Source organism: Breznakia sp. PFB1-19 (assembly GCF_029893935.1).
Classification (GTDB): domain Bacteria; phylum Bacillota_I; class Bacilli_A; order Erysipelotrichales; family Erysipelotrichaceae; genus Breznakia; species Breznakia blatticola.
Map to the genome: position 1 here is coordinate 57,021 of NZ_JARXXJ010000007.1, position 23,189 is coordinate 80,209.

The window sequence follows — 23,189 nt, forward strand, 5'->3', positions numbered from 1 at the left end:
CTTTAGCTAATTTTTATAACACACACTTTTCTTATTTGTCTTACAACATTCCTTTTGTCAGTACTTGAGCAATACTAACTTCCTGATTACTACCTAGATCAAAGAATCCTTTGAACATACCATCTTCATCATATAGCCAGTTCAATTCTGTACCATATATACTATCATAAATTTCAAGTAGTAATGGTTGTAGTTTTGCTATTTCACTTGCTTTCACAATAGTAAAATTATCAGGATTTGAAACATATGTTTCATCATCTTCAATAGATAAAACATTCCAACCACTTAAGGTATCATCTGTTGTTTTCTCACGTAAACTATACCCCACTGGTTTTCCTTCGAGAATGTTTTTTGATACTACAAAATCTTTATACATTTTTTCATCTGCACACATACATTAACCTCACTTCATTTACTCTCATATTGTATTACACATGATTGCTATCATCAGATATAACATTTTCCATCAATAATTGTATATATTCAGGCAAAATCGAATACAAATCACTCGACTTATTTAACCACATATACGCTTCATGTTCATTGCTCAAAGTAATTTTCTCAGTATTAACATGCACAAGATAGGTAATCACATGCAAACTTGTTCCATCTTTTCGTTGTACATCCACTTTGTTTACTTCTTTTTCTATTTGTTTTTGTTGTATTTGAATACCCGTTTCTTCAAACACTTCGCGAATAAGTGCATCGTACATCGTTTCATTTACTTCAACGCGTCCACCTGGTAAATCATATAAACTGTCAGATGCATCATACTTTGCTTCTTCTACCGTTTTATGAAGAACTAAAAAATCGTTTTGCTTTTGAATTAAGGCTTTCACTGCGATTTGCTTTCTCATAATTCACTAGCTCCTTCATACTTTTTATAATCACGAATAATCACCAATATAGATATAAAAATCGGTATGGTTAGAAAGATTGCTTTATTTTGCAATGTTCTAGATGCAAGAAAACCAAAAATTGCTCCTATGATAAACATGAAAATAATACCACCATAATGAAAGACATGAACTCTTGCTTGTTTATCATGATCGAATACCACTTTTGCGACATTTTCCATCATCGAACGTAAATTACCAGTAGCAACGGTTGTTGCATATGGTAGATTTAACACTTTACGAAAACTATTCATTTGCATTGCTGCTACTAAAGATATCGCAACATTTATCACTTGACTAGGAAATGTCATCGGCAGAAAACCAATGACGAATACTACAAGCATCTCAATTACTAATACAACTTGTCTCCACAACAAAACACCAAAGAATCGACGTTTTCGATGTAAATACTCACTAAGTAATACACCAAAAGCAAAAGCTAAAATTGGTGCAATATAATTAAGTGGTGATTTCACGTCTGCACCAAATACATTAACAGCAAGCAACACCATATTCCCTGTTTGCGCATTAGCAAACACACCACCATGACAAGTGTAAGTAAATGCGTCTAAATACCCACCGACAACTGCTAGTAAACCACCTACAAGTAAGCGTTCATGTGCATCAATTGACGTTGTTGATTGTTGTTTTTGCATGATTTTTTTCATCATATATAGTGTAAACGCATCATCATGCTAGGTCAAGTTTCTGTGCGCAGAACACAAAAGTGAGACCTCCAGCGGTCTCACCCTTTTATTCGAACTTCTTAAATGTAAGTTCTACTTTGAATAAATCTCCATCTACTACGATGTTGATTTCTCCACCTTGTAATTCGACAAAGCTTTTTACAATAGCTAAGCCAAGTCCAGAGCCTTCCTGACTCCTTGAACTATCTCCTTGGACAAATCGATTCATTAATTGTTGTGCATCGAAATCTAATTCAATTTGTGAGATATTTCTAAAGACAATAGAAATAGTATCTGTTTCTTTTATATCGATATATACACGTGTTTGTGCTAATGCATACTTATAAATGTTTTGCAGTAAATTCTCAAATACTCGATACATTTTATTCGCATCTAGATTTGCATAAATATGTTCGTTTGATGAAGTGATTCGAATATCTAACTGTTCTGCTCTTTCATCTTTTGTTTCCACAAGCACTTGATTTAATAAATTCACAATATCTATTTTTTCTAGATGAAGCTCAACATTTCCACTTTCTGCTTTACTTACTTCAAATAAATCTTCAATCAAACGTTTCAAACGAATAGAGTTACGATCCAACACTTCTACGTACTCTTTGGTTGTATCACTCAATTCTTCCTTCTTGAGTAAATCTACATACGAGATAATTGAAGTTAATGGAGTTTTTAAGTCATGCGACACATTTGTAATCAGTTCAGTTTTCATGCGCTGTGACTTTACTTCCTCATCAACTGCCTTTTTAAATCCGTTATTGATACTTGCAAGTTGTTCACTAATTTCATTGAATGGTTGTACATCGCCAATTGGTGTACTTGTAAAATCACCTTGTGATACACGTTCACTTTGATTCAATACTTTTTTATAGTTTTTCCAAATACGATCAAATACATGAATCATAATTAATGCAAATATGGTGAATAGAAATACTGCTGGAATCATTCTTGCTCGATAATATCCAGAAGATCCATAAACCAAAATCACTAAGTTTATCACGAAAATACCAACAATTGTAATATATCCTTTTGGAGTAAACGATAATGTGAATACCCATCGTACAAAACGAACGAGATAACTTCTTTCTTTCATATATGATGTAAAATTCATCAATATATGTTTTAGCAAATACACAACCATCGAAACAGTAAACATAAGTGCTGTACTAAACGCCAAGCATATCGCATAATACAATACTCGATTATCTGGCAATATTACCTGCGCATATGAACCTTGCAACATACTTGTCGTGCATTCAGATAGTGCGACAAGTATGAATGTCATAAGTATTAGAAAACTTCCTCCAATAAGTTCGAGTGGTACTTTTTTTATGGCTTTATATGGTTGGATTTGACCTACTTTTCTTTCTGGTAAAAATAGCATGATTAATGCAACAACTCCACAAGCTATGAAGCCATACAATATATACATTGAATGAGATCCACTTCCATTAAATAGATACACATCATTCCATTTACTTGTCCAATCATATCCACTAATTCTCCCATCAATATACTGTGATGTGAGATCATTAGGTATAATATATGTCACTTCAAGATTTGTAACCGGCTTCATTGAATAGTTATTTGTGACGATTTGGAAATCATCATAGCTTTGATACTGACTATATTCATATAAATGCTCATTAAATAACGAAGATTTAGCATCCATTCGACTATATTCAAATGTGTTTAGAATATGACTCGCAACATTAGATGAAGGAAACTCACCAATAATGGTTAATTCTCCATCTTCATCAAACGTAAGTTTTACTGCAGTATAATCCAGTCTTGATTGTTTATCCATCTGTTTCACATTTTTGAAGTTGTACTTTTCACTATTTGTATAGCGTTCTTGTGTTTCTAAATCGATGGCTTGCACTTTCACAAATGCATCTGTTTCAAATCTAGATAGTTCTTCAGCTAACATGAACTTCTCGACTGCTGCAACATTTGTATCTTCTAAACCGATAGAACCAGTTTTTTCTAACCATACAGGCTTTTCACTTTCGTTGGGATTTAATTTTTCCTTGAATGCATATTCACTACCTAGTAATTGATTACTTACTGAGATTATTGAATACTCATTACTTTCCTCACCAACTTTTTGAGCGATACCTGGGAACTGTGCAACATATAAAATACTACACAAGATAATTGAAATGAATAGTATTGCTTTTATTTTTTTCATAGATTTCTCCTTCTACGATTTTTCTAGTTTATAGCCAATCCCCCATACAACTTTTATATATCGTGGTTCTTTAGGGTTTATTTCGATCTTTTCACGTAAGTTACGAATATGTACCATTACAGTTTCCGTACTTATGGCTTCTTCTTTCCAAATCGATTCATAGATTTGTTCACTAGAAAACACAACATTTGGATGTTTCATAAAAAGTTCCATGATTTGCATTTCTAATGGGGTTAATCGGACGATTTCTCCATCAACAAAGAAGTTTTTCGTATCTGTATGAAGTTCTAAACCTCCAACACGATACCCGTGAAATGTTTCTTCTTGATGTTTTTGATATCGATAATAACGACGGATTTGCGCTTGCACGCGTGCAATTAATTCCATTGGAATAAATGGTTTTGTGACATAGTCATCTGCACCAATATTTAAACCAGTAATTTTATCTATATCTTCACTTTTTGCACTTAGCACAATAATTGGAAGATCATACGATTCACGTACTTTCATAATCATTGTAATTCCATCCATTACTGGCATCATGACATCTACGATAGCCAATGATACAGAATGTTCTGCTAATAGTTGAAGACCTTTCTTTCCATTTTCTGCTTTTAGAACATCATATCCTTGATTTTCTAAATAAATAGCTATTGCATTTGCAATTTCCCTTTCATCTTCAACAATGAGTACCGTATGCTTCATAAATCATCCCCCACTTCTCTCGTCCTTAATTATAAGGGATTTCTTGCCTACTGAATAGAAAACTTTTCTAAAGAATTTCTAAAGATTTGTATTTATAAGCGATTTACAACAGAAATTGCATCCATCACATTTCCATACATATCATCATTTGTATATGGTGCACCTAATGTCACAAGTACATATTCTTGATTATTTACTCTTAACAGTGATGCCAAACATAAGCCTGCATTGTCTGTTGTGCCTGTTTTTCCACCTAGGATTGTCTCATTGCCAATTTGCATATCCTGTAGTTTTTGTGAGAGTGTACTACTAATCAATATTCCTTTCGGATGAACATCACTTGGTGTACTTTGATATACGTAGCTTGTAAAGATAAAACGAAAATCTTGATTATTTAAGGCATATCGTAGTAGTTTTGCGATATCATTTGCAGATGTATATTGATTGGGATCATCCAAACCAGTACAGTTTGTAAAATGGGTGTTCTCTAGTTGCAATTTCTTAGCTTTTACATTCATTTTATCGACAAAATGTTCTTCTGTACCTGCAACATATTCACTAATAGTAAGTGCACATTCTGCTCCTGAAGCGAGTTGCAAACCATAAAGCAAATCTAAAACTCTTACTTCTTCATGTGCTTGAAACCCTGCGACACTTGCATTCATCTTTTGTATGTATTCAATCGTATATGGAGCTATTTTAGTTGTTGCCTGAAAGTCATTAATCTCTTCCAATCCGACAAGCAAAGTCATAATTTTTGTTAGCGATGCTGGATACACTCGATGATCTCCGTCTTTACTTTCTATTGGTGTATCATTGTCAAGTCTCACAAGTGTTGCATTTGAACTTTGTAAACCATCTAATAATTCCAATGTTTGTTTTTGCCTGCCACCTTCTAGTTCCTGATTTGAAATAGCATTAATTAATTTCTGTGGTAGTTGGTTAGTCATTAGTGTCGTGACTAATAACACACTAAATAGAAAACACGTAATCGATAGCAAACGATGTTTTTTTTTCTTTCGTCTCATATATTCATACCTATTCCTTATCTGTATCTATCATATGCAATAATTCTTAAATCCAAGTGGTAGAAATTCTAAAGAAATACAAAAGAAAAATCTAAGCATTGTGTTAGCAAGACCAAATGTATATTTTATATTTATATAACAATCCAACGTATCATTGACAAAAACTATGCATATAGTTAATCTATATATAAAGTAAACAAGCCTTAGCAAACACATCAAAAACAATATTAATTTACAGAAAGACAAGAAAAATTGAAAGACCATATATATGTATCCTTCAATTTTTAGAGGAGAAAACAAGTTATGAAAACAAAAATTTTCTTAATCATTATTTTATTTTCTTTGTCTTTAGTTGGATGTCAACAACAAAACAATGACGATAATATATCAAGTGATTTTTTTGTAGGAGTCATAGAAACCACACAAGCAAAAGAAGATAGTAGCATTACTTTTTATGATGAGTCTTTGAATGAATTAGGAACTAAGTATTATGATTATGCAGACCTATCATCTACTTGGGATAACCCTGTATATTTAGATAATAGTGTATTGCTTGTTCCCTTAGGTCTAATGAAGAAAGCAGATGCAAAGAAGGTTGTAAGTTTAAATGTAGAAAATCAAGAATTTACAGAATACCCAATTGATCGCGTAAATATTCTATGTTCTACAGCAGATGAAAAATATGTATATGCTGGGAGCAATCTTAATGGTGAGTGTTATATTACACGCTTTGATAAAGCAACTAAGAAAATAAAAGAAGTAAAACTAGAAGAAGCAGGTGCAATGAACACACAACTTGTTGTAGATAAGGATAAACTATATGAATTTTATAATTACTCAATCGAAAAAAATGGAGAATTGATAGACCATAACGGAATACACATTTATAACAATAATTTAGAATTACTCGAAACCATTGATCTTTCTGAATATTGTGGTGGAGTCCATAAAGCGATGATTTATAATAATAAAATGTTTATTCCAAGTCAATTCAAAAGAAATGGTGAAGATGATGATCAACTCTTGACACTTGATTTAATCTCTTATGATATAAAAACAGTTACGCTTCCGCATAAAACACCTGATGATGTTTTTGAATATAAAGGTTCTCTTATTATATCTCACACCAGTATACTAGAACCAAACGGAAGTATGGTTAGTGTTTATGACCTTGAAACAGAACAAATTAGAAGCTATGATCTAAAATGTACAATTAGAAAAACAGATATTAACAACAATACTCTAATAGTATTGACAGCAGAAGATAAACTGATCACTTACGACATTGATAATAACTTCAAAAAGAATAATGAAATTCAATTAGAGTGTCAATCTAAGAATACATATACATATAAATCAAATATTTTCGTAAATCATCAAGAATAAAAAGTGATAGAAAACAACCCTCTATCACTAAAAAACAATATAAGAAAATAAAACTAAACTAAGTACTTTCTTTACTGTATATGAAATTTGCAGTTAAACTTTCGCAATACAGTAATAGAAAGTACCTTTTATGTACCTATTCACCAAAAAACAAATCTCACTAAGATGATGAGTACTAAACTCGAATCCTCTTTTGCATTGTTTAAGATGTTATAAACCATCGCTGTAAGGTCTCCATTGCTTAAAGCACAAGCATTTCTACCTAGACGTAATTTCTTGTATGAATGTATATGCTTTTTCAATATCTTTATCGTTTGGATGGTTTCTAGCAATTCCTCCAATATATTTAAAGGGTCCAAATGTGTCATGTCCTCGACTGCCATATATGCCTAGCAGTGGGATTTCACAAAGTTCGAAAAATTGTTTTATCATTTGCGTATATGATTTTCGCTTCATTCCACATGTAAACATCACAAATGCTTGTTTGATGTCTTCATGTTTATCTGCAATAAAATTTGTTAGTTGTATATTCATCTTTCCATAAAAGATACCTGAAGCAAACCCAATCATATCATATGCACGTAAATCTAGTGATTGTGCTTCCTTTAACTCAAAACAGTCAAAAGCAAAGTGAGAAGCGACAGCTTGTACTAACTTCTTTGTATTTTGATGATGAAAAGATACATAGATTATACAAACTTTCATTTACTCAGCCTCAACTTTCTGCAACTTATTAACTGCTATCGATGGACGATCTTTAATAAACCCTTCTACATATACATAATTTCCACGTTCTAGAATATCTTGATAAATTTGATATTCTTTTGGAAATATAGCTAAATCAAACTTGCTTGTTTCATCACTGATCACAACAAACATCATGATTTGTCCATTCTTTGTACGATGTTGTTTTGTATGTTCGATAAAGCCAATCGTTTTCACATATCCCTTTATGTGTGCAAGTTCAATGAGTCCTTTTACATCTTGTGCATAGCGTGATCGAATTTGGGTGATTGGGTGTTCGCTTAAATAGAAACCAAGCACTTCTTTCTCTTTACGTGAACGATCTCCTAGAAAATCACGCATCACAACCATTGGTGGCTTTGATACAAGAGTTAAATCTAACTGTTGTTCAATCTCATCAACTTTAACTAGTGAAGCATACCGCAGGGCATCTGGTAAGGTTGCACGTAATGATGCTCTTGTTTCTTGAAAATCATCAAGTGCTCCTGCATCAATTAAACTCTCTATTGCCTTACTAGAAAATTTCACTGTTGAAATGCGAGCAACAAAGTCAAAGAAATCTGTATACACACCATTTTTTGCACGTTCTTGTAAGAGTGCTTCACAGTTTGCACGACCAATATTCTTAATTCCCAACAATGGAAAACGAATACATTCTTGTTCAATTTCATAGGTAGATGTTGATGTGTTTACACTTGGCGGTAATATTTTGATTCCACGCTTTTTAGCTTCAAAGATATATTCACTACTTTTTGTCTCTGAACCAATCATACTATTTAGTAAAGATGTAAAGAATGAAAGTGGATATCTTGCTTTTAAATATGCCATTTGGTATGCAATAAGTCCATATGCAATAGAGTGTGAACGATTAAATCCATATCCAGCAAACTTCAAGATTGAATCATATACCTTATGTGCAACCTTTTCACTATATCCTTTACGTAAAGATCCATCAATAAAGTCTTTCTCTAGTTTTTCTAATTCTCCTGGAATCTTCTTTGATATCGCTTTTCGAAGAATATCCGCTTTTCCAAGTGAAAAACCTGCCATAACTTGAGTGATTTGCATAATTTGTTCCTGGTAAATCATAACCCCATACGTATTCTCTAAGATTGGTTGTATCGTTGCATCGATATAATCAATAGATTCTGGGTGTTGACGATTTTCTAAATACAATGGAATATTCTCCATTGGTCCTGGTCTAAATAAAGCAATCGTTGCTGCAATTTCCTCAAAGTTTTTTACTTGCATTTTGTGTAATAAACTTTTCATCCCTTCACTTTCCAATTGAAAAACACCAACAGTATCTACAGCTTGTAGAAGTTGGAATGTTTCTTTATCATCAAGTGGAATGGATTTGATATCTAAATCATGCCCATGTTCTTTAATATGTGCAACAACCTCATCGATAATTGTAAGGTTTCTTAATCCTAAGAAATCAATTTTTATTAGTCCCAGTTCCTCTAGATATTCCATAGAATACTGTGTTGAGTATAAATCTTCTTCCACCGCAATTAATGGACATACACTTGAAATGGGTTTATCACTTAAAACAATCCCACCAGCATGGGTCGAGGTATGTCGAGGAAGTCCCTCAAGTTTTCGTGCAATTGCAAATAAACGTCGAAATTCCTTTTTCGCTTGAATAACTTGAGCGAACTTCTTATTTTGTGCATATACCGTATCTAGATTTATTTTAAGTACGTTTGGCACCATTTTACATAACATATCCACATCACTTAAGGGGATTGCTAAAACACGCCCTACGTCTCGTAGAACTTGTTTTGTGGCAAGGGTTCCATAGGTTGTAATATGGGCTACCCGTTCTTTTCCATAACGTTTAGCAACATAAGCAATCACTTCATCTCTTTTATTATCTGGAAAATCAATATCGATATCTGGCATAGAAATACGTTCTGGATTTAAGAAACGTTCAAACAGTAATCCATATGTTAATGGATCAACTTCAGTAATTCCTAAGCAATACGACACCAGTGAACCAGCTGCACTACCTCTTCCAGGTCCGACATATATACCTTGCATTTTCGCATAGCGTACAAAATCGTAGACAATTAAAAAGTAATCAGCAAACCCCATTCGCTCAATAACATCTAGTTCATGATGCAAGCGTTCCACATACTTTTGACTAACTTGATTATTTCTACGCTTTTGTAAACCTAAGCGACATAATTCACGAAGATATGTTGCTGAATCTACCTGCTTATTATTCTCATACACAGGTAAACTTGCTTTAGGAAAATTCATCTTCACATTACATGATGCAGCAATTTCTTCTGCTTTGAGTAAATCATCAACATCATATAATCGTTCCATTTCCTGACTTGAGCGGAAATAGCGATCTTGTTCGATGCTAAGTGTTTTATCGTATATCGTACGTTGTTGACCAATTGCATTTACAACCTGATATGCTTCAAAGTCCTCTTTTTTTGCATAATATATTTTTGATAAAGCGAATGTATCAATCTTTAAACGACGCGCAATATTTTTCAACACTTCATTTTGTTTCTTTAAAAACAAAGAATCATTCATTGCAATCGCAATATAAAATTCAACAAAACTATGTTTGAAAAGTTTTAATATTTCTTCTAATTCACTTTTATCTTCATAGCTATTTAACTTGCGTAAATCATCATTGTTACCTGCACTACAAATAATTAGATCACGATCAAAACTGCGCACTGTTTCAACAGTTAGTGGTTCATCCACTGTATTAATATGTGAGGATAAAGCCAACAAAGATTGAAATCCAATATCTGTTTTTGCATAAGCAAGTAACTGGATGTGTTGTTCATTGATAAGTACTTCAAATTCCAAACCGAAAATTGGTTTAATGTTCGCTTTCGTGCAAGCATGAAAAAACGCCATTGCACCATGCATTACATTACAATCACATAAGGCAATTGCATCCATTTGTTCTGCTTTGGCTAGTGCGACAATGTCTTGAATTTTCAATGTACTTTCAAGTAGTGTATAACAACTACGTGTATGTAAATGTACAGCCACAACAACACCCCTTCTTTCTGTATAAGTATAGCATATTTGTATACATAATAGATTTGAAATGAAATACAAGTCACAAAAAAATGACACCAATCTAGATATAAGAAATACAATATAAACATTTCCATGTATATTACTTGAGTAATTCAGACAAGTGACGTATAATAATTAAAAGTTAACTATATATAACTTAACAGGAGGTATATATGAAATTAGTATTAGTACGACACGGAGAAAGTGTTTGGAACAAAGAAAATTTATTTACTGGTTGGACAGATGTTGATTTATCTCCAACAGGTATTGAAGAAGCCAAAAATGGTGGTAAACTACTAAAAGAAGCTGGTTATGATTTCGATGTTGCCTATACATCATATTTAAAACGTGCCATTCATACATTGAATTATGTACTTGAACAATTGGATCGTGAATGGTTACCTGTATACAAATCATGGAAGTTAAATGAACGTCACTATGGTGCACTACAAGGATTAAACAAAGCAGAAACTGCTGAAAAATATGGTGAAGATCAAGTTAAAATATGGCGTCGTTCGTTCGGGACACCACCACCTGCTTTAGAAGCAACTGACACAAGAAACCCTGCACTTCAGGAACAATATCGTTATGAAAACAAAGCTGAACTACCACTTACTGAAAGTTTAGCAACAACTATTGAACGTGTAATCCCTTATTACGAAGCAGAAATTGTTCCCCAAATGAAAGCTGGAAAACGTGTATTAATTGCTGCACATGGTAACTCACTGCGTGCATTGGTAAAATATCTAGATCATATGTCAGATGATGAAATCGTAAATGTAAATATTCCGACTGGGGTTCCTCTTGTCTATGAATTTGATGAAAACTTCAAGGTAATAAACAAATACTATCTAGGAGACCAAGATGCATTGAAAGCAAAAATGGAAGCAGTCGCAAATCAAGGGAAAGCAAAAGCATAATATGTAAATGAAAAGACATCTCACGATGTCTTTTTTTATTAGTTTCCTTTTACAATATATGGATCAATAATAGATGCTAGTGCTTCAATATTACGTGTTTGAACAAGTACTTTTCCTACACCATTAAACTCGTTAACAAGCCCTTCTCCACTTTTAAATCCAAATGTTCCAGAAGCAACTTTAATTTCATAATTTAACGATGTATTCCAAGCAACAACATGTGAGTTATCTACAACAAATGGTTGTGTTCCATCAAGTTCAAATTCTAGGATATCTCCATATGAAGAAATCAGCATAGATCCTTCCCCTTTTGTAGTCATAACAAAGAATCCACCGGTACGACCAAAGACTGCCTTACCAAAGCTTTGACGTTCCATATCATAAGAAACACCTTCATCACAAGCAAAGAATGCCGAGTCATTTAGTCTCCATTGATTTTGTCCACTAACTTGAATTTCACGAATTTCACCAGGTGCATTTGGTGCAATTCCAATTTTTGCATCATCAGCAAGTCCAGTGACCGTTGTAATAAACATACTTTCCCCACTTACAACACTACGGCCAACGGCTTTTAATAAACCACCAATACCCGTCGAACCATTCGAATTCATCTTTCCTTCTAAATTCACTTTTCCATTATGATATGCCATCGCACCTCGCTCAATGCGAACCACTTCATTTGCTTGTAGTTGAATTTCAACTAAAGGAAAAGCTGTACTACTTGTTTTTGTATATTTCATTTTGCATGTCTCCTTATCGAAATAATCATAGCATACTCACTTAGCAATTCCTATAAAAATACCCCACAGCACATGTTGTAGGGTATTCATATTATAGAAGATTTGCTAGATCATTCACTAGACGCGAAATATCTTCTTTTGTTAGTTTTTTTACACCGCAGGCGTTAGCATGTCCACCCCCACCATAGGCATTGGCAATTTCATTAATGGCAACATTTTTACTACGTAATGAACCATTGTAGTAACCTTCACCATAACTTTTATCTTCTGTAAATAAACAATAGATTTCAAATTCTTTTACATTTGCCATCGCAAATACTTTTTCTTTTGCTAGATTATAATCCAAGCCATATTTTTCATATGTACTTGCATCCATAATCGCATATGCAACATGTCTATCAACTGTGACACTGGAACGAATCTCATTGATGTAGAAGAAGTCATTTTCTGACATTCCCATACGTTCTTGACTAATTTTATTTACATCTAAACCACAAGACACTAAATATGCTGCTGCTTGTAAAGTTCTTGCCGTTGTAGAGGTTGTTGTAAAATTGATCGAATCAGCAAGTAGACCAATATATAAAGCTCTAGCACAAGCAGTTGATACTACTTTTTTACTATTTTCAAACATAAGTGCAAGTATTTCACATGCTGCTGCTGCTTTCGTATCAACATATGAAACATCTCCATATGCATCAACTTCGATATGGTGATCAATTTTAATCACTTTCTTTGCCATTTTATAACGTTGGTCATCAATACGTTCCGTATTTCCTGTATCAAGGATGATTGCACAAGACTTTGCAATAGATGCATCATCTAATTGATCGCGTGCTGGAAACATATCTGCTGCACTTCCTACATCATCACCTAAAGCATAAATCTTTTTATCTGGGCAATTGGATTCTAAGAAATACTTCATCCCAAACTGGCTACCTAGTGCATCTGCATCAGCACCTGTATGGCGATAAATCGTGATGATTTCAAAATCTTTAACTTCGTTTAATATATCTAACATTATTTTTCAGTTAATTCGTAAGTATCACGAGCAATTACAACTTCTTCATTTGTTGGAATTAAGTACACTTTTGTTTTTGCATCTGCAGTAGTTAATAATGTTTCTTTCGCACGAACATCATTTGCTGCATCATCACAAATTGTTCCTAATGTTGGTTCAAGTGCATTCATGATTGCTTGGCGTGTGTCTTTTGAGTTTTCTCCAACTCCAGCTGTAAAGACAATTGCATCACATCCACCCATTTGCATGTAGTATGAACCTACGGTTTCCACAATACGGTTTGTGAAGATTTTTTCCGTAATGATGGCTCTTTCATCACCTTTAGCAACTGCTGCTTCAATATCACGTGAATCACTAGAAATTCCTGAAACTCCTAACATTCCTGATTTTTTATTTAAGATTGTATCCATTTCACCAGCACTTACACCAAGTTTTTCTTGCATGTATAAAGGAATTGCTGGGTCAATATCTCCACAACGAGTTCCCATCATAACTCCTGCAAGTGGTGTAAATCCCATAGATGTATTTACTGATTTACCACCATCAACTGCAGTGATTGAACATCCACCACCCAAGTGTAATGTAATGATTTTTGTATCTTCTGCTGGTTTTTCAAGCAATTCAATACAACGTTGACTTACATATAAGTGACTTGTTCCGTGCATTCCATATTTACGTACTTTATAGTCTGTGTACCATTCGTAAGGAAGCGCATAAATAAAGTGGTCTGGACTCATTGTTTGGTGGAATGCTGTATCAAATACAAACACGTGTTTTGCGTGATCTAAACTTTTCGCAAATGCACGGTATCCAACAAGTGCTCCAGGATTATGTAGTGGTGCTAATTCTGATAATTGATCTACTTTTTCAACAACACTGTCATCAACTAACACAGATTTGTCAAAGTATTCCCCACCATGTACTACACGGTGTCCTGCTGCTACGATTTCTTCAAAACTTCCAATGATTTTGTGGTCAATCAAAGCCGCTAACAATAAGTTTACTGCAACCGTGTGATCCTTAACTGGTTGTACTGTATTTACTTTTTCTCCGTTTACTTTGATTGTAAAAATCGCATCATCAAATCCGATACGTTCTACAATTCCGCTTGTTAGTACTTCTTCACTTGGCATTTCATAAAGTTGAAATTTTAATGAAGAACTCCCTGCGTTTACTGCAATAATCTTACTCATAATTCTCAATCTCACTTTCTTTCAATTTCTTTTGTATTTCTTTTATATTCGCATGCTCGTCAGCCAACTTTTCGTATAAGGTTTGGCGAACCTGGAATTTCTTTAATAAATGAAGTTTCTTTTCATAATCCTCAAGAATCTTCGTAACCCGTTTGATATTATCGCTTACTGCACTACGAGAAATCCCCCGATTTTCAGCAATCTCAGCTAGTGAATAATCCTCACGATAATACTCATTCATAATCTCTCTTTGTTTATCTGTTAATAAATCTTCATAAAAATCCAAATAGGTATTTATGTCATCAAATGACTTACGCATCAATATCTCCCATAATACCGTATAAGAATGTATCGATATCAAATGGGCGAAGATCATCTACACCCTCTCCAAGTCCAACATATTTCACTGGTAGTCCAAGCATGTTACGTATTGCAAGTACAATACCACCTTTCGCACTTCCATCTAACTTTGTTAGAATAACTCCGGTTACATTGGTTGCTCCCATAAACTCTTTTGCTTGGCTAATTCCATTTTGACCAGTTGTTGCATCAATAACTAACCAAACTGCTGCTGGTTGTCCTGGAATTTCTTTATCAATCACCTTATGGATTTTCTTCAATTCATTCATCAAGTTTACTTTATTTTGAAGTCGACCTGCTGTATCTGCAATCATAATATCATTGTTGTGTTCTTTGGCAAAACGCGCTCCATCAACGATAACACTTGCTGGATCTGCTTGTGCTCTACCTTCTACACAATCCACACCAATACGGTCAGCCCAACGTTTTAACTGGTCAACAGCACCAGCACGGAAGGTATCAGCTGCTGTTACCATAACTGATTTACCATCTTCTTTAAACATATTTGCCAGTTTAGCTGTTGTTGTGGTTTTTCCACTTCCATTTACTCCAACCATCAAAATTACAGTTGGACCATCAGCATTTTCAATAAATGGTGCATCTTCAAATGAATTGTATAAGGTTTGCATTTCTTCAAACAATATATCATTCACTTCTTTCATTGTCGTTGCTTTTTCTTTATCAGAGCGTTTTTCTACTTGTTTAATCAGTTTTTCAGCAGTATCAATACCTAAATCTGCTTCAAGTAGTACAATCATCAACTCTTCTAAGAAATCACTATCTACACCTTTAAATCCTCTTGCTAAGTTTTTAAGTTTTTGTGTAAAGGATACCTTTGTTTTACTTAACCCACTAAGATAACGATTGGCATCACTGCGATCACTTTGAACAATTTCAGGAACAACTGACTCTTGTTGTTCTTCACTTTGTGTTTGAACAACTTCTTGTTCAATTACTTCTTTATCAGCTGTAGTTGTATCTTCAACAGGTTCAGTTTCATCTGTTTCAATGTCTTCTACATCTGGTTGTTCATTTGTGAATTTCTTTCTCAGTTTATCTAAAAATCCCATTAAGCAACAACTCCTTCTTGGTTCATACTATCTTCTTGAACATATCCCATCGCATCTTTTAAGCGAACTTTCAAGAATTTACTTACTCCATCTTTTTGCATGGTTACTCCATACAATTGATCACATTGTGCCATCGTTCCAGGACGGTGTGTAACAATAATAAATTGTGAATCACCACGATAATTTGAAACATATCGTGCAAATCGCTCTACATTTGCTTGGTCAAGTGCCGCTTCTACCTCATCAAAGATACATAATGGTATCGTTCTTGCACGTAGAATCGCAAATAATACAGACATGGCAAGTAATGCTTTTTCTCCCCCTGAAAGTGCTCGCATGTTGTCAACTTTCTTTCCTGGAGGTTGTACTTCAATTTCAATTCCACTTTCTAGAACATTATCTGGGTCAGTTAAATACAATCTTGCTTTTCCACCACCAAACATTGCTCTAAATGTTTCATGTAATTCCGAATTGATTTTTTCAAACATTTCCATGAATTGTTTACTCATAACTTCATCCATCTCATCAATTGCTTCTAGAATTTTTGCTTTTGCAAGTTCTAGTTCTTCTTTTTGTGAGACAAGAAGTTCATAACGTTCCCGTACTTCTTCATATTCAGCAGGTGCATCTAAGTTTACATTTCCAAGTTTTGCAATTTCTTGACGTAAACGTAATACATCTTCTCTTGCTTTGTTTAAGTCTTCTTGGTCTTGTTTAATTGTAACTGCATGCTCATATGTCATTTGGTAAATACTTGATAAACGTTGTAATACATTTTCCAAATGCGTTTCCGTTTTTACCATATCCATTTCAGCTTCATGGTTAACTTTTTCAAGCACAGATAAGTCACGACGAATGTCGCGAATTCGCGCATCACGTTTCTCAACATTTTTACCTAATGTGTAACGACGTTCACGCTTGTTATTTAAACTCGCTTCAATTTCATCTTTCTTCGAGTGTGCTTTTGACATTTGTACAACAATGTCATTGTCATTTGTACTATCTAATTCCACATCATCAAATTCAACATCAAGTTCTTTGAATTCATCAAGTAACTTTTCATATTTACTTTTCTTTACATCAAGAACAGGTTGCAATCTTGCTAGTGACATCTGTAATTCCACTTTTTTATCTTTTAATGATTCTAAGTGATGCTGTAGTTCATTAAGTTTTACTTTCACATCCGCACTTTTATCACTATGTTCTTGTAGTTGCTGTTCTACAGTACTTAGCTCTTTTTTGATGGTTAATGGTGAGTAATCATTTTTTACCTTACCACCAGTCATCGAACCACCTTTATGCACAACTTCTCCATCCATCGTCACAATTTTGTAACGGAATTTTAATAAACGAGCAAGTTCATTTGCTTGAACCAACTTCTCAGTGACAAGTACATTTCCTAATAATGAAGATGCTAAGATTTCAAACTTATCATCATATGCAACTAAATCACTTGCAACACCTAAATATCCAGTTGCATGATCCGCAACAATTAAATCATCTGTGTTTACCCCACGAGGTTTTAATACGCTTGTAGGTAAGAACGTAGCACGTCCACTACGATTTTTCTTCAAAAAGGAAATCGCATTACGAGCACTGTCTTCATCTTCACTCACAATATGGAATAATGCACCACCTAGAGCACTGGATACAGCTTCTTCATAGCCTTCTTGTGGCTGCAACAATTGTGATACAACTCCATGAATTCCATAGAAACTATCTTTTTGATCGATGATCGTTTTTACCCCTTGTTGGTGGTTAAATGGAGATTTCAATAAGTTGGTCAATACATCTTTACGATTTGAAAGTCGGTTAATCATCTGTGTTAGATGACTATTTTCCTCAGCTAATTTAGAGAAATTTGATTCGACTTGATCGTAGTTCTTACTTGCAAGTTCAATATCTGTTTGTAAGGAAGAAACCCGTTGATCTCTATCTTCGTATTCATATTTTGCTTCTTCAAGCATACTTTTCAATTCGATAGCACGTGCTTTTGCATCTTGTGAATCAAGTGCATATTTACGTTTTTCATCCAATTCTGTTTTTCTTGAATCCAGTGCTGAAATCTCGTTAACTACTTCCACGAATTCTGATTGTAGTTTATGTGTTTCTCTATCTAAACTTGAAATTTCTTCACGATCACTTTGATTTTTTTGATCTTCTACTTGAATTGTTGTTTCTGCAATCGCCTTTTGACTTTCATAATCAAAAGCTTTATTTTTTAAATCCTCAATTTTCTTTGTATATTGTTGTACTTCGTCCACAATAACACTAACCTCGATAGTTTCGAGTTCTTGTTTCATTTGCAAATAACGTTCTGCTTTTTTTGCTTGACGTTTTAATGGATTTACACGCGTTTCTAGTTCACCAACAATATCTTCTACACGTAATAAGTTTTCTTGCGTGCGATTTAGTTTATTTAAACTTTCGTGTTTACGTTTCTTGTATTTAGCAACTCCTGCTGCTTCTTCAAATAACGGTCTTCTTTCTTCTGGTTTTACATCCACAATTTCATGAATGTTACCTTGTGAAATTACCGATAATGAATCGCGCCCAAGTCCGCTATCCATAACCATGTTTGTTACATCTTTTAAACGACATGGTGTGTTGTTTATCATATATTCAGCTTCACCACTATTTCTAAATAAACGACGTGTGATGCTTACTTCATCAAATTCAATATCAAAATGCTTTTTACTGTTGTCAAATACCAAGGTTACTTCCGCCATATTTACAGCTTTTCTACCTTCAGAACCACTAAAAATGACATCGCTCATGCTCTGCCCTCTTAATGATTTGGCACTTTGTTCCCCAAGTACCCAACGTATGGCATCATTTACATTACTCTTACCACAACCGTTAGGACCTACGATTCCGGTTACTTCATCTTCAAAGTCAATGATGGTTTTATCTGCAAATGACTTAAAGCCTTGTAACTCAATTCTTTTAAGAAACATAGAAATCCTCCCACTTCACTGTTTATTATTATAGCATAACCCATAGTATATCCGGAGATAAAAAACGGCTTTTTTTCGTGAATTCTATTGGTTATTTTATGATTTATTACATCTTCTTTATTTTGTGAATTTCTTCACTTGATTTTCTGCTCAATTACATACATTTTTCACATTTACTTTGAATATCAAAGAAAAATCATTGACCTTTTAATTAAAACACCTTACAATAAAAAACTATACGAAGGAGGTTATCCACTATGGCAAAAAACGGATTAAAAGATATGCTAAAACTTAGTTTTGGTGAAGAAGTATTCAATGCAACTTCACACGGTATCATGGCATTTTTGATGCTTTGTTTTATCCCATTTGGGGCAATTCATTCTTATCAACTAGGTGGTTTAACACGCGCAGTTGGTGTTAGTGTATTTATGATATGTTTGTTCTTGATGTTTCTATCTTCCACCTTATATCATACGATGGCATTTAATAGTCCACATAAAGTGGTATTTCGTGTATTGGATCATATTTGCATTTATCTAGCAATTGCTGGAAGTTATACACCAGTAGCCTTATGTGTTATTCAAGGTTGGCAAGGAATATTAATTCTCATCATTCAATGGACGATGGTCCTTATTGGAATCTTATATAAAAGTCTTTCCCCTAAAAGTTTACCTCGTTTATCCTTAGCTATTTATTTAGTGATGGGTTGGAGTGTGATTTTATTTCTTCCCGTTCTTTTGGAAGCAGCAAATACAACATTCCTATTATGGATTGTGATTGGCGGCGTTCTGTACTCTGTTGGTGCATACTTCTATTCAAGAAAATATGCATATGCACATGCTATATGGCATGTATTTATTGGACTTGCATCGATTGCACATATCATCGCTATCGTCTTTTATATGTAAAACAAAAAAAATAACGCACAGGTCATATCATTACTGACTTGTGCGTTTTTCTATCTTATAGATTTTTTAAGAAAACTTTGTATGCTTTATATGCTTCATATACATCAACTTTAGAAACAACTTCCCAAGGCGCATGCATATTTAATACAGGGACTCCACAGTCAATTACTTCCATGTTGTAGTTTCCAAGAATGTAGGCGATTGTTCCCCCACCACCTTGGTCGACTTTTCCAAGTTCAGCTGTTTGGAAGTTTATATCATTTGCATCCATCGCTTGACGTAATTCTGCAATATATTCTGCACTTGCATCATTACATCCACTTTTCCCGCGTGCTCCTGTGTATTTGTTGAATACCACACCGTTTCCAAGGTATGCAGAGTTTTTTGGTTCATTTACAGAAGCAAACAATGGATCAAAACCGGCACTTACATCACTAGATAACATTTTTGAATTTGTGAATGCACGACGCATACCTAAGTTTGTGTCAATTCCTTGAAGCGCACACATTTCAGCAACGATATTTTCAAAGAATTTTGATTGTGCTCCTGTTGCTCCAATACTACCTACCTCTTCTTTATCAACAAGTGTACAACAAGCAGTATACGTGTTAACTTCACTATCTAAAATCGCTTTTAAAGAAGTATATGCACATACACGGTCATCATGTCCATATCCCATCACCATAGAACGATCAAGGCCATAGTCTCTTGCTTTACCTGCAGGAACTACTTCAAGTTCAGCTGAGATGAAGTCTTCTTCTTCCATTCCATATTTTTCGTTAAGTAATGCTAAAATGTTTTTCTTTACAGCATCTTTTTCTTCCCCTTTTACAGGAATACTTCCCACTGTAACATCTAAGTTTTCACCTTCAATTACAACGCTTGCTTGTTTTTGTAGTTGCTCACCAGCTAGGTGGATAAGCAAATCACCAATACCAACAACTGGATCATTATCATCATCACCGATACTTACATCAATGCGTGTTCCATCTTTTTTCATTACAACACCGTGAATTGCTAGTGGTAATGTAACCCATTGGTATTTTTTTACACCACCGTAGTAGTGTGTATCAAGTAAAGCAAAGTCATTTGCTTCATATAATGGATTTTGTTTTAAGTCTAAACGTGGTGAATCAATATGCGCTCCTAATATACGCATTCCAGCATCTAGTGGTTTTTCACCCATAACAAATAAATAAATATTTTTATCTTTATTTGTTGCAAAAACTTTATCACCCGCTTTCAATGGTGTTTGTTTTGCAATTAAAGTCTCTAAATCTTGGTATCCTGCAGCTTTTGCCATTGCAACAGCATCTGCTACACAAAGACGTTCTGTCTTATTGTTTGAGATGAATGTTTTATATCCATCATTGAAATCAAAAATCTCTTTGAAATTTCCATCATATTTTTCCCATGCATTTTTCTTGTACATAAATATCTCCTATATTTCTTTTGTATATTCTTTTAGCCATGCAACTTCTTCATCATTTAGATATAGATGAATTTTTGCATAAACTTCTTTATGGTATTCATTTAACCAAATTCGTGTTGCTTCATCAAGTGTTTCAAAATCAATGGCATCTAAATCAATCGGTACAAATGTAATAGTTTCAAATGCTAAAAATTGTCCATATTCATTTACAATATCCCTTTTCACAATCAATTCATTTTCAATACGAATTCCATGACTTCCTTCTTCATATACACCAGGTTCATCAGTGACAACCATACCTTCCATCAACGGTGTATCTTCCTTACGGTTCATCGCTTTACGCCAACGGATTCCATGTGGACCTTCATGGACACCTAATAAAAACCCTACTCCATGTCCAGTTCCAGAACGATAATCAATATTGCTGTTCCACAAGTATTGACGTGCAAGAATATCTAAGTTGATTCCTGTACATCCACTTAAGAATTTTTGGCGTGCAAGTTGTGCCATTCCCATTAGTGTTTGTGTAAAGTGTGTTTTCCAAACAGGATGTACTTCACCTAATGCAAATGTACGTGTAATATCTGTTGTCCCATTCATATATTGACCACCAGAATCAACGAGCAATAACCCTTCAGGTTGCAATGTAGCACATGTCTCTTTTTGTGCGTGATAGTGCATCATCGCAGCATTTGCATTATATGCTGATATAGTATCAAAACTAACTTCGATAAACTGTTCTTGTTGCTCTCTAAAAGTTAGTAACGTATCTGCAACAGAAACTTCATCCATCTCGATTTTTCCAATATTTGTTTTTAACCAATACATGAATTTGGTCATTGCAACACCATCTTTAATGTGTGCAATTCGTAAATTTTCTATTTCTGTTTCATTTTTTAAGGCTTTCATCAAAATCGATGGATTTGCCATTTCAACTGTTGTCGTACTTTTCTTAATCGCATTATATAATGCATAATTCATAATTTCTGGATCCATCAAAACTGTTTGTTTTACATATGTTACATCTTCGTAAATTGCATCATACGGATGCACAGTAATATTGTTTTTAATAAAGTATGCTTTCAATTCATCACTCAATTTAGCTTCATCAACATAATAGCGACATTCTGCCTGTTCAATCATTAAGTAACTTAAAACAACTGGTGTTGCTGGAATATCAGCTCCACGAATATTTAAAATCCATGCAATATCATCTAATGAATTGACAACATGTACATTTGCTTCATGTTGTTTCATCACCTTACGAATTCTTTCTAACTTACTTTGTGTACTTTCACCACTATAGCTTTCATTCAAGATAAATGCTTTTGCTGTTGGAAGTGCAGGACGATCTTGCCAAATTTGACCAACTAAATCATATCCACTAACTAAACTACCCCCCTTGTTGTTAACAATGCGTTCCATCATTAACCCTTCAAAGGCAGCCGCAGTTTTTCCATCAAAACCGATAACTCCCTTTTCAGGTGTGTTCATACTTAAAAATTGTAAGGGTGTTTCCACGCCATCACTACCTAAGCGTTTGAAGATAATTTCACTTCCTTTAATTTCTTGTTCAGCTTGCACGTAGTAACGTCCATCTGCCCATAAATAACTTTTTTCTTTACCGACGATCATCGTCCCCATAGACCCACTAAAACCACTCATGTAGTAGCGTTCTTGAAAATGTGCACCTACATATTCACTGTTGTGGTAATCATTGGTAGGAATGTAATAATAATCGATATTATGTTCCTTCATTTTTTCACGCAATGCGCGAATTCTTTCATTAATCATTAAATTCACCGCCTCTAACTCTACTATTGTACTCCTATTTTACCTTTATTTGTAGCCCTATGACTCAATTCAGTAAAAAAAGGAATGTG

Annotated in this window: 19 protein-coding genes; 3 read left to right on the top strand and 16 right to left on the bottom strand. The window is 34.1% G+C overall.

Annotated features, from left to right (window positions below):
- Nucleotides 1–40 precede the first annotated feature (40 nt).
- The 6 genes from M2098_RS05080 to M2098_RS05105 form a co-directional block, all read right to left on the bottom strand.
- Nucleotides 41–394, bottom strand: a complete 354-nt coding sequence (locus tag M2098_RS05080; protein ID WP_280682116.1) for a DUF2185 domain-containing protein — start codon at nt 392–394, stop codon at nt 41–43.
- Nucleotides 395–428: 34 nt separating this feature from the next.
- Nucleotides 429–857 carry an NUDIX hydrolase gene (locus tag M2098_RS05085; protein ID WP_280682118.1) on the bottom strand — a complete coding sequence of 143 codons (429 nt, stop codon included), beginning with the start codon at nt 855–857 and terminating at the stop codon, nt 429–431.
- Complete coding sequence (locus M2098_RS05090) at nt 854–1,552, bottom strand: YoaK family protein (protein WP_280682120.1); 699 nt, start codon at nt 1,550–1,552, stop codon at nt 854–856. The genes M2098_RS05085 and M2098_RS05090 overlap by 4 nt, the downstream gene beginning before the upstream one ends.
- A 97-nt stretch (nt 1,553–1,649) precedes the next feature.
- Entirely contained in the window at nt 1,650–3,788 is a 2,139-nt protein-coding gene (locus M2098_RS05095) for a HAMP domain-containing sensor histidine kinase (RefSeq protein WP_280682122.1), read from the bottom strand.
- Between the two features lie 12 nt (nt 3,789–3,800).
- The gene (locus M2098_RS05100) at nt 3,801–4,493 is read right to left on the bottom strand and encodes a response regulator transcription factor (RefSeq protein WP_280682124.1); all 693 of its coding nucleotides are present in this window, start codon (nt 4,491–4,493) and stop codon (nt 3,801–3,803) included.
- A 92-nt stretch (nt 4,494–4,585) separates the two neighbouring features.
- The gene (locus M2098_RS05105; protein ID WP_280682126.1) at nt 4,586–5,521 is read right to left on the bottom strand and encodes a D-alanyl-D-alanine carboxypeptidase; all 936 of its coding nucleotides are present in this window, start codon (nt 5,519–5,521) and stop codon (nt 4,586–4,588) included.
- Between the two features lie 303 nt (nt 5,522–5,824).
- On the opposite strand from M2098_RS05105, the gene M2098_RS05110 reads away from it, so the two are divergent.
- Nucleotides 5,825–6,907, top strand: a complete 1,083-nt coding sequence (locus M2098_RS05110; RefSeq protein ID WP_280682128.1) for a hypothetical protein — start codon at nt 5,825–5,827, stop codon at nt 6,905–6,907.
- Nucleotides 6,908–7,165: 258 nt separating this feature from the next.
- On the opposite strand, the gene M2098_RS05115 is transcribed toward M2098_RS05110, so the two are convergent.
- Both M2098_RS05115 and dnaE read right to left on the bottom strand, forming a co-directional pair.
- A complete protein-coding gene (locus M2098_RS05115; protein WP_280682130.1) occupies nt 7,166–7,612 on the bottom strand; it encodes a flavodoxin domain-containing protein in 447 nt (148 codons plus the stop codon).
- Nucleotides 7,613–10,675: a DNA polymerase III subunit alpha gene (gene dnaE, locus M2098_RS05120; RefSeq protein WP_280682132.1), complete on the bottom strand. Its 3,063-nt coding sequence runs from the start codon at nt 10,673–10,675 to the stop codon at nt 7,613–7,615.
- A 203-nt stretch (nt 10,676–10,878) separates the two neighbouring features.
- On the opposite strand from dnaE, the gene gpmA reads away from it, so the two are divergent.
- On the top strand, nt 10,879–11,625 hold the full coding sequence (gene gpmA / locus M2098_RS05125) for a 2,3-diphosphoglycerate-dependent phosphoglycerate mutase (RefSeq protein WP_280682133.1): 747 nt from the start codon (nt 10,879–10,881) through the stop codon (nt 11,623–11,625).
- Between the two features lie 38 nt (nt 11,626–11,663).
- Here the strand turns inward: gpmA and M2098_RS05130 are convergent, their stop codons facing one another.
- The 6 genes from M2098_RS05130 to M2098_RS05155 form a co-directional block, all read right to left on the bottom strand.
- A complete protein-coding gene (locus M2098_RS05130; protein WP_280682135.1) occupies nt 11,664–12,365 on the bottom strand; it encodes a TIGR00266 family protein in 702 nt (233 codons plus the stop codon).
- A gap of 91 nt (nt 12,366–12,456) precedes the next feature.
- Nucleotides 12,457–13,386, bottom strand: a complete 930-nt coding sequence (locus M2098_RS05135; RefSeq protein ID WP_280682137.1) for a bifunctional oligoribonuclease/PAP phosphatase NrnA — start codon at nt 13,384–13,386, stop codon at nt 12,457–12,459.
- Nucleotides 13,386–14,579, bottom strand: a complete 1,194-nt coding sequence (locus M2098_RS05140; protein ID WP_280682139.1) for an acetate kinase — start codon at nt 14,577–14,579, stop codon at nt 13,386–13,388. Before M2098_RS05140 ends, M2098_RS05135 begins: the two co-directional genes overlap by 1 nt.
- The gene (gene ylxM / locus M2098_RS05145; protein WP_134169166.1) at nt 14,572–14,898 is read right to left on the bottom strand and encodes a YlxM family DNA-binding protein; all 327 of its coding nucleotides are present in this window, start codon (nt 14,896–14,898) and stop codon (nt 14,572–14,574) included. Before ylxM ends, M2098_RS05140 begins: the two co-directional genes overlap by 8 nt.
- Nucleotides 14,891–16,009 (bottom strand): signal recognition particle-docking protein FtsY, encoded by a 1,119-nt coding sequence (gene ftsY / locus M2098_RS05150; RefSeq protein WP_280682142.1) that lies wholly within the window; start codon nt 16,007–16,009, stop codon nt 14,891–14,893. Before ftsY ends, ylxM begins: the two co-directional genes overlap by 8 nt.
- On the bottom strand, nt 16,009–18,966 hold the full coding sequence (locus M2098_RS05155) for a chromosome segregation protein SMC (protein ID WP_280682144.1): 2,958 nt from the start codon (nt 18,964–18,966) through the stop codon (nt 16,009–16,011). The genes ftsY and M2098_RS05155 overlap by 1 nt, the downstream gene beginning before the upstream one ends.
- Nucleotides 18,967–19,223: 257 nt before the next feature.
- On the opposite strand from M2098_RS05155, the gene M2098_RS05160 reads away from it, so the two are divergent.
- Nucleotides 19,224–19,874, top strand: a complete 651-nt coding sequence (locus tag M2098_RS05160) for a hemolysin III family protein (protein ID WP_280682146.1) — start codon at nt 19,224–19,226, stop codon at nt 19,872–19,874.
- A 55-nt stretch (nt 19,875–19,929) separates the two neighbouring features.
- Here M2098_RS05160 and M2098_RS05165 read toward each other — a convergent pair whose 3' ends face one another.
- Nucleotides 19,930–21,306, bottom strand: a complete 1,377-nt coding sequence (locus M2098_RS05165; protein ID WP_280682148.1) for an aminopeptidase — start codon at nt 21,304–21,306, stop codon at nt 19,930–19,932.
- Nucleotides 21,307–21,315: 9 nt separating this feature from the next.
- On the bottom strand, nt 21,316–23,100 hold the full coding sequence (locus M2098_RS05170) for an aminopeptidase P family protein (RefSeq protein ID WP_280682150.1): 1,785 nt from the start codon (nt 23,098–23,100) through the stop codon (nt 21,316–21,318).
- Nucleotides 23,101–23,189 lie beyond the last annotated feature (89 nt).

Excerpts from the sequence above, each read along its gene's own strand:
- M2098_RS05080 (WP_280682116.1), bottom strand. The coding sequence starts at position 394 with ATGTGTGCAGATGAAAAAATGTATAAAGATTTTGTAGTATCAAAAAAC.
- M2098_RS05085 (WP_280682118.1), bottom strand. The coding sequence starts at position 857 with ATGAGAAAGCAAATCGCAGTGAAAGCCTTAATTCAAAAGCAAAACGAT.
- M2098_RS05090 (WP_280682120.1), bottom strand. The coding sequence starts at position 1,552 with ATGCAAAAACAACAATCAACAACGTCAATTGATGCACATGAACGCTTA.
- M2098_RS05095 (WP_280682122.1), bottom strand. The coding sequence starts at position 3,788 with ATGAAAAAAATAAAAGCAATACTATTCATTTCAATTATCTTGTGTAGT.
- M2098_RS05100 (WP_280682124.1), bottom strand. The coding sequence starts at position 4,493 with ATGAAGCATACGGTACTCATTGTTGAAGATGAAAGGGAAATTGCAAAT.
- M2098_RS05105 (WP_280682126.1), bottom strand. The coding sequence starts at position 5,521 with ATGAGACGAAAGAAAAAAAAACATCGTTTGCTATCGATTACGTGTTTT.
- M2098_RS05110 (WP_280682128.1), top strand. The coding sequence starts at position 5,825 with ATGAAAACAAAAATTTTCTTAATCATTATTTTATTTTCTTTGTCTTTA.
- M2098_RS05115 (WP_280682130.1), bottom strand. The coding sequence starts at position 7,612 with ATGAAAGTTTGTATAATCTATGTATCTTTTCATCATCAAAATACAAAG.
- gpmA (WP_280682133.1), top strand. The coding sequence starts at position 10,879 with ATGAAATTAGTATTAGTACGACACGGAGAAAGTGTTTGGAACAAAGAA.
- M2098_RS05130 (WP_280682135.1), bottom strand. The coding sequence starts at position 12,365 with ATGAAATATACAAAAACAAGTAGTACAGCTTTTCCTTTAGTTGAAATT.
- M2098_RS05135 (WP_280682137.1), bottom strand. The coding sequence starts at position 13,386 with ATGTTAGATATATTAAACGAAGTTAAAGATTTTGAAATCATCACGATT.
- M2098_RS05140 (WP_280682139.1), bottom strand. The coding sequence starts at position 14,579 with ATGAGTAAGATTATTGCAGTAAACGCAGGGAGTTCTTCATTAAAATTT.
- ylxM (WP_134169166.1), bottom strand. The coding sequence starts at position 14,898 with ATGCGTAAGTCATTTGATGACATAAATACCTATTTGGATTTTTATGAA.
- ftsY (WP_280682142.1), bottom strand. The coding sequence starts at position 16,009 with ATGGGATTTTTAGATAAACTGAGAAAGAAATTCACAAATGAACAACCA.
- M2098_RS05155 (WP_280682144.1), bottom strand. The coding sequence starts at position 18,966 with ATGTTTCTTAAAAGAATTGAGTTACAAGGCTTTAAGTCATTTGCAGAT.
- M2098_RS05160 (WP_280682146.1), top strand. The coding sequence starts at position 19,224 with ATGGCAAAAAACGGATTAAAAGATATGCTAAAACTTAGTTTTGGTGAA.
- M2098_RS05165 (WP_280682148.1), bottom strand. The coding sequence starts at position 21,306 with ATGTACAAGAAAAATGCATGGGAAAAATATGATGGAAATTTCAAAGAG.
- M2098_RS05170 (WP_280682150.1), bottom strand. The coding sequence starts at position 23,100 with ATGATTAATGAAAGAATTCGCGCATTGCGTGAAAAAATGAAGGAACAT.